This is a genomic window from Bacillus sp. BML-BC051, from assembly GCF_019656175.1.
Lineage (GTDB): Bacteria > Bacillota > Bacilli > Bacillales > Bacillaceae_G > Bacillus_A > Bacillus_A mobilis.
Genome location: NZ_BPLI01000059.1, coordinates 50,749 through 58,274, shown reverse-complemented (window position 1 = coordinate 58,274; position 7,526 = coordinate 50,749). Strand labels below are relative to the sequence as shown.

Annotated in this window: 6 protein-coding genes; all 6 read left to right on the top strand. The window is 37.0% G+C overall.

The window, feature by feature from the left end; all coding sequences use genetic code 11:
• The first annotated feature begins 225 nt into the window (after positions 1 to 225).
• The 6 genes from ctsR (at position 226) to disA (ending at position 7,485) form a co-directional block, all read left to right on the top strand.
• On the top strand, positions 226 to 687 hold the full coding sequence (gene ctsR / locus K5S59_RS22610; protein WP_001244555.1) for a transcriptional regulator CtsR: 462 nt from the start codon (positions 226 to 228) through the stop codon (positions 685 to 687).
• Positions 688 to 859: 172 nt separating this feature from the next.
• Positions 860 to 1,408: a protein-arginine kinase activator protein McsA gene (gene mcsA / locus K5S59_RS22605; protein ID WP_000128407.1), complete on the top strand. Its 549-nt coding sequence runs from the start codon at positions 860 to 862 to the stop codon at positions 1,406 to 1,408.
• A gap of 4 nt (positions 1,409 to 1,412) precedes the next feature.
• Positions 1,413 to 2,477, top strand: coding sequence for a protein-arginine kinase McsB (mcsB, locus tag K5S59_RS22600; RefSeq protein WP_000050824.1), 1,065 nt, complete (start codon positions 1,413 to 1,415; stop codon positions 2,475 to 2,477).
• A 22-nt stretch (positions 2,478 to 2,499) separates the two neighbouring features.
• A complete protein-coding gene (clpC, locus tag K5S59_RS22595) occupies positions 2,500 to 4,935 on the top strand; it encodes an ATP-dependent protease ATP-binding subunit ClpC (protein ID WP_061678382.1) in 2,436 nt (811 codons plus the stop codon).
• Between the two features lie 96 nt (positions 4,936 to 5,031).
• Complete coding sequence (radA, locus tag K5S59_RS22590; RefSeq protein ID WP_001085204.1) at positions 5,032 to 6,408, top strand: DNA repair protein RadA; 1,377 nt, start codon at positions 5,032 to 5,034, stop codon at positions 6,406 to 6,408.
• A 3-nt stretch (positions 6,409 to 6,411) separates the two neighbouring features.
• Positions 6,412 to 7,485, top strand: a complete 1,074-nt coding sequence (disA, locus tag K5S59_RS22585; RefSeq protein WP_000392166.1) for a DNA integrity scanning diadenylate cyclase DisA — start codon at positions 6,412 to 6,414, stop codon at positions 7,483 to 7,485.
• Positions 7,486 to 7,526 lie beyond the last annotated feature (41 nt).

The following is a 7,526-nucleotide window of genomic DNA, read 5'->3' as shown; positions in this document are numbered from 1 at the left end:
AGTAGGACGTCGCCAAGCAATTAAACACGAGTCATTTGACTCGTGTTTTTTCGTGTTTTCTTTTATAATCCATAGTAATTAAAAAATGTGTTTAAATAATTATTATTTTGATTAAATACAAGGGAATGTGGCTAGGATAGTGAATAAGCAAAAGAGTTGCAAATTTTATTAATACGTATATAATTAAAGTCAAAGATAGTCAAAGTCAATAAAGGTGGCGGATAAATGAGAAATATATCTGATATCATTGAGCAATATCTAAAGCAAGTTATTGACTTAAGTAATAATAATGTGATTGAAATCAAAAGAAATGAGATTGCGGATCGATTCGAGTGCGTACCATCTCAAATCAATTATGTAATCAATACCCGTTTTACGATAGAAAGAGGATTTGTAGTAGAAAGTAAACGTGGTGGAGGAGGTTACATTCGCATTATAAAAGTCAAACTGCATGACGATATAGACATTATCGATCAAATGCTTCATATTATTGATCATAGCGTTGCGCAAGGGAATGCAGAGAGTATGATTATACGTTTAATAGAAGAGGGAATCATAACAAATCGTGAAGCTAAACTTATGTTAAGTGTACTAGATCGTTCTGTATTATCAATGGATGTTCCTTCTCGAGATGAACTTAGGGCTCGAATATTATGCGCAATGTTAAGAACACTGAAATATAAATAAATACAGCTTTTGTAAAAGAATAATAACTAAGGTATAAGGCAGTTAAATATTGTAGGAGTTTTGAAAAAAGAACACGCACTTTTATTTAAACGAATAAGGGAAAGTGAACAATCTAGTAATGTATGAAAAATATTATGAGATAGATCGTTCCTGTTGTAAAGGTGGGATAGTGATGACTTGTCAAAACTGTAATATAAGACCAGCAACTTTACATTATACAAAAGTAATCAACGAACAGAAGACGGAAGTACATCTTTGTGAGCAATGTGCAGAACAAAGTGGCTATACGTCTTTCTTTCAATCGCCGCAGTCTAACTTTTCATTCCATGATTTATTTGCTGGGTTATTACATGGTGGATCAACAACGTTTGAAGAAGGACAAAATGGGCTTTCGAATACAAGTATATTAAGGTGTCCAGATTGTAAGATGACATATGAGCAATTTACAAAGGTGGGACGTTTTGGATGTGCTTCTTGTTACGATACATTTAAGGAACATTTAAAGCCATTATTAAAACGTCTTCACGGCGGACATACAGATCATTGTGGAAAAATTCCGGAACGTATAGAAGGAAATATTCACTTAAAGAAAGAATTAGATGAACTAAAACTCATTCTGAGACAATACGTACAGAAAGAGGAGTTTGAGAAAGCTGCTGAAGTAAGGGATAAAATTCGAGGTCTTGAAAATCAGCTTAGTGAGCATAGAGAGGGGGAATAGTTCTATGTCACTGGACAAAATTATGAATGAAGCGATTAGTCCATGGATGAAGGGGGATGGCCCTGATTCTGATATTGTTTTAAGTAGTCGAATACGTTTGGCTCGTAATTTTAAAAAATATCAATTCTCTACTATGCAAAACGAAGAAGAAGCTAAACAGATTCATGAATTATTTAAAAAGGAATTTATAAATAAAACGGTAGAACCTTTTGGAGAGTTTGAACTATTAAAAATGAATGAATTAACGCCTCTTCAAAGGAGAGTATTAGTTGAAAAGCATTTAATTAGTCCTAACCTTGCAGGAACAGAATATGGAGCATGTCTATTGTCAGGAAGCGAACATATTAGTGTTATGCTTAATGAAGAAGACCATATTAGGATTCAGTGCTTATTTTCAGGGTTACAGTTATCAGAGGCCCTTCAAAGTGCCAATCAAATAGATAATTGGATAGAGGAAGAGGTTGAATATGCTTTTGATGAATCACTTGGATATATAACGAGCTGTCCTACTAACGTTGGTACAGGATTGAGGGCTTCTGTAATGATTCACTTACCGGGACTCGTTTTAACGAAAAGAATTAGCCGTATTATACAAGTAATTCAAAAATTAGGGTTAGTAGTAAGAGGAATATACGGTGAAGGTAGCGAAGCGTTAGGTAATATATTTCAAGTGTCAAATCAAATGACGCTAGGAAAATCTGAAGAAGACATTATTGCAGATTTAAAGAGTGTCATTCAACAAATCATACAGCAAGAAAAAATGGCTAGAGAATTAATTGTACAAAATTCAAGTATTGAGCTTGAAGATAAAGTTTATCGCTCTTATGGCATACTAGCAAACAGTCGGTTAATTCAATCTGCGGAAGCGGCCACTTGCTTATCAGATGTACGACTTGGTATTGATTTAGGATATATAAAAGGTGTATCGAGAAATATTTTGACTGAGCTAATGGTTCTTACACAACCAGGTATTTTACAACAATATGCAGGTGGACCTTTAGGACCAGAAGAAAGAGATTATCGAAGAGCAACCTTAATCCGTGAGCGATTACGTATTGAAAAAAACTAAGCGCAAGTAGGAGGCGATTTCTATGATGTTTGGAAGATTTACAGAAAGAGCACAGAAAGTATTAGCTTTATCTCAAGAGGAAGCAATTCGTATTGGGCATAATAATATTGGAACAGAACATATTTTACTTGGGCTTGTACGTGAAGGTGAAGGAATTGCAGCAAAAGCGTTAATTGCTCTTGGATTAAGTCCAGAGAAAGTTCAAAAAGAGGTAGAAGCATTAATTGGACGCGGAACAGAAGCTTCTCAAACTGTACATTATACACCGCGTGCCAAAAAGGTTATTGAGTTGTCAATGGATGAAGCTCGTAAATTAGGTCATTCTTACGTTGGAACAGAACATATCTTACTTGGTTTAATCCGTGAAGGTGAAGGTGTAGCAGCACGTGTTTTAAATAACTTGGGTGTTAGCCTAAATAAGGCAAGACAACAAGTATTGCAACTTCTTGGAAGTAATGAAGCAAGTTCAGGTCACCAAGGTGGTTCTTCAACAAATGCAAATACACCGACACTGGATAGCTTAGCGCGTGATTTAACAGTTGTTGCACGTGAGAATCGTCTAGATCCTGTTATCGGGCGTGGTAAAGAAATTCAACGTGTAATTGAAGTTTTAAGCCGTAGAACAAAAAACAATCCTGTATTAATTGGAGAGCCTGGTGTGGGTAAAACGGCAATTGCAGAAGGATTAGCACAACAAATTGTAAATAATGAAGTTCCTGAAACATTAAGAGATAAGCGTGTTATGACACTAGATATGGGTACAGTTGTAGCTGGAACGAAATATCGTGGTGAATTTGAAGATCGTTTAAAGAAAGTTATGGATGAAATTCGTCAAGCTGGCAACATTATTCTATTTATTGATGAACTTCATACATTAATTGGTGCAGGTGGAGCAGAAGGTGCTATTGATGCATCGAACATTTTAAAACCATCTTTAGCACGCGGAGAATTACAATGTATTGGGGCAACAACTTTAGATGAATATCGTAAATATATTGAAAAAGATGCGGCTTTAGAGAGACGATTCCAACCAATTCACGTTGATGAGCCAAGTTTAGACGAATCAACTCAAATCTTGAAAGGTTTACGTGATCGTTACGAGGCACATCACCGTGTATCTATTACAGATGATGCAATTGATGCAGCTGTAAAGCTTTCAGACCGTTATATTACAGATCGTTTCTTACCAGATAAGGCAATTGACTTAATTGATGAAGCTGCTTCCAAGGTTCGCTTACGTTCTTATACAACACCACCAAATCTAAAAGAGCTTGAAGTGAAGCTTGAGGAAATTAGAAAAGAAAAAGATGCAGCTGTGCAAAGTCAAGAATTTGAAAAAGCTGCTTCCTTACGTGATATGGAACAACGCTTACGTGAGAAGTTAGAAGATACGAAGCGTCAATGGAAAGAGCAACAAGGAAAAGAAAACTCAGAAGTGACAGTAGAAGATATTGCAAATGTCGTTTCTACGTGGACTCGTATACCGGTTTCTAAACTTGCACAAACAGAGACTGATAAATTGTTAAACTTAGAATCGATCCTTCACGATCGTGTTATTGGTCAAGATGAAGCAGTAGTGGCTGTGGCGAAAGCTGTTCGTCGTGCTAGAGCGGGATTGAAAGATCCGAAACGTCCGATTGGTTCATTTATTTTCTTAGGACCAACAGGTGTAGGTAAAACGGAGCTAGCAAGAGCATTAGCGGAATCTATGTTCGGTGATGAGGATGCAATGATTCGCATCGATATGTCTGAGTATATGGAGAAGCATTCTACTTCTCGTTTGGTTGGATCTCCTCCAGGATATGTTGGATATGAAGAAGGTGGACAATTAACAGAAAAGGTTCGCCGTAAGCCATATTCAGTTGTCCTATTAGATGAAGTAGAGAAAGCTCACCCTGATGTGTTTAACATTTTACTACAAGTATTAGAAGATGGTCGTTTAACGGATTCTAAAGGGCGTACAGTTGATTTCCGTAATACAATTGTTATTATGACATCTAACGTTGGTGCAGACGCGTTAAAACGTAATAAACATCTTGGATTTAACGTACAAGATGAGAGCCGCGATTATTCAGATATGAAAGGTAAGGTAATGGATGAACTGAAAAAGGCATTTCGTCCAGAATTCTTAAACCGTATTGATGAAATTATCGTGTTCCATATGCTTGAGAAAAAACATATTCAAGAGATTGTAACACTTATGGTAAATCAGTTAGTGAATCGCTTAAAAGAGCAAGAAATTGAATTGCATTTAACAGAAGGAGCAATTTCAGCCATTGCTGATAAAGGATTTGACCGAGAATACGGTGCTCGTCCGCTTCGTAGAGCAATTCAGAAACATGTAGAAGATAGACTGTCGGAAGAACTTTTAAAAGGTGCTATTGAGAAAGGACAAAAAGTTATCTTTGATGTTGAAGGGGAAACATTTGTCATTCATAGTGCTGAAAAGGTAAAATAAGTATAGACAAACTAAGAGGGCTACGAGATAGCCCTCTTTCTTGTACGAGAAGGATAAACTGTTTATAGATGAAAGTGAAGTGAAATATAAAACGATATGGCTAAAAAGAAAACAAAATTCACATGTCAAGAGTGTGGTTATCAGTCACCAAAATATATGGGGAAATGCCCTGGTTGTGGTCAATGGAATACACTTGTTGAAGAGATGGAACCGGTTGTATCATCAAGACGCCTTAATTATGCCAATGCAATTCAATCAGAAGTAACAAAACCAAGACGCCTAACAGAAGTAGAAACAAAATCTGAGGCACGTATTGAAACGAAATTCCAAGAGTTTAACCGTGTACTTGGTGGTGGGATTGTAGATGGATCTTTAGTACTTATTGGTGGAGACCCTGGTATTGGAAAATCAACATTGCTATTACAGATTTCATCACAATTAGCAGATTCTTCATATGATGTACTATATATATCAGGTGAAGAATCGGCAAAACAGATTAAACTTCGTGCAGATCGTTTGCATGTAAAGGGTAGTAATCTATTTGTTGTAGCAGAGACAGATTTGCAGCGAATTGCTGCACACATTGAAGAGATGAATCCAGCTTTTGTTGTTATTGATTCCATTCAAACGATACATTTACCTGAGGTAACGTCAGCGCCGGGAAGTGTGGCACAAGTACGTGAATGTACAGCGGAATTAATGAAACTTGCAAAAACGAAAGGAATTCCTATTTTTATCGTCGGACATGTAACAAAAGAGGGGGCAATTGCAGGACCTCGTATGTTAGAACATATGGTCGATGCAGTTCTTTACTTTGAAGGAGATCGTCATCATACATATCGTATCTTGCGAGCTGTGAAGAATCGTTTTGGTTCCACGAATGAAATGGGTATTTTTGAAATGAAAGAGCTTGGTCTTGCGGAAGTCTTAAACCCTTCTGAAATTTTTCTTGAGGAAAGACCCGTTGGAGTCGCAGGATCAACAGTAGTTGCCTCAATGGAAGGAACAAGACCGGTTTTAGTAGAAATACAAGCATTAATCTCCCCTACTAGTTTTGGAAACCCTCGAAGAATGGCGACGGGAATTGATCATAACCGTGTATCGCTTATTATGGCAGTGCTAGAAAAAAGAACAGGTTTATTATTGCAAAACCAAGACGCATATTTAAAAGTAGCAGGTGGTTTGAAATTAGATGAACCAGCAATTGATTTAGCTGTGGCTTTAAGTATTGCTTCAAGTTTTAGAGATAAACCTACGACACCAACTGATGCAGTAATAGGAGAAGTAGGATTAACTGGAGAAATAAGAAGAGTATCAAGAATTGAACAACGTGTACAAGAAGCAGCTAAATTAGGATTTCAACGTGCTATTATTCCTAGAAAAAATTTGGGGGGATGGACAATCCCGGATGGGATTGAGGTAGTAGGTGTATCTAATTTAGGGGAAGCGCTTCGTTTGACATTAGGAGGCTAGGCTATGGAAGAAAACAAGCAACGTGTCAAAAGTATGATTAATATTTTACAGCTCGTGGCCCCAGGAACACCACTGCGCGAAGGGATAGATAATGTGCTTCGCGCACAAACAGGGGGACTAATTGTTCTTGGATATAATGAACAAATTAAAAGTATTGTTGATGGAGGATTTCACATTAATTGTGCATTCTCTCCTGCTAGTTTATACGAATTAGCAAAAATGGATGGGGCACTTATTTTAAATGAAACTGGAAGTAAAATTTTAATTGCAAATGCACAGTTAGTTCCAGAGGCATCTATTGATTCTATTGAAACAGGTATGCGCCATCGGACGGCAGAGCGTGTAGCAAAGCAGACAGGTAGTCTCGTTGTGGCTATTTCACAAAGACGTAACGTAATTACACTATATCAAGGGAATTTACGTTATACACTAAAGGATATAGGTGTTATTTTAACAAAGGCAAATCAAGCTATTCAAACGTTAGAAAAATATAAGGCCGTATGGAATGATGGTATTACGAATTTGGGCATTCTAGAATTTGAAGAAGTCGTTACAATGTCCGAGGTGGTTCATGTGTTACATAGTGTTGAAATGGTACTGCGTATTAAAAATGAAATATTGAGCTATATTCATGAGTTAGGAACAGAGGGTAGGTTAATTCGTTTACAACTTACAGAACTACTAGCTGATTTAGAGGCAGAGGCAGCGTTATTAATTAAAGATTATTACCAAGAAAAAACACAAGACCATCATCAAATTTTGAAAAAGTTACAAGAGCTTGCGAACACGCAACTTCTAGAGGATAGCGATTTAGTTAAATTGCTTGGCTACCCAGGGCAAACGAGTTTAGAAGAAAGTGTGACGCCGAGAGGATACCGAATCACAAGCAAAATTTCGCGCGTTCCGCCACTTATCATTGAAAATTTAATTAATCGGTTTAAGACTTTGCAAGGTGTTTGTCGAGCGACTATTAATGAATTGGATGATGTGGAAGGAATTGGAGAAGTCAGGGCGAAGAAAATACGAGAAGGCCTAAAAAGAATCCAAGAGCATCTCTATATGAGTAGACACAATTAAGAATATTACATTGATTCCATAATATAACGACACTAGAACAC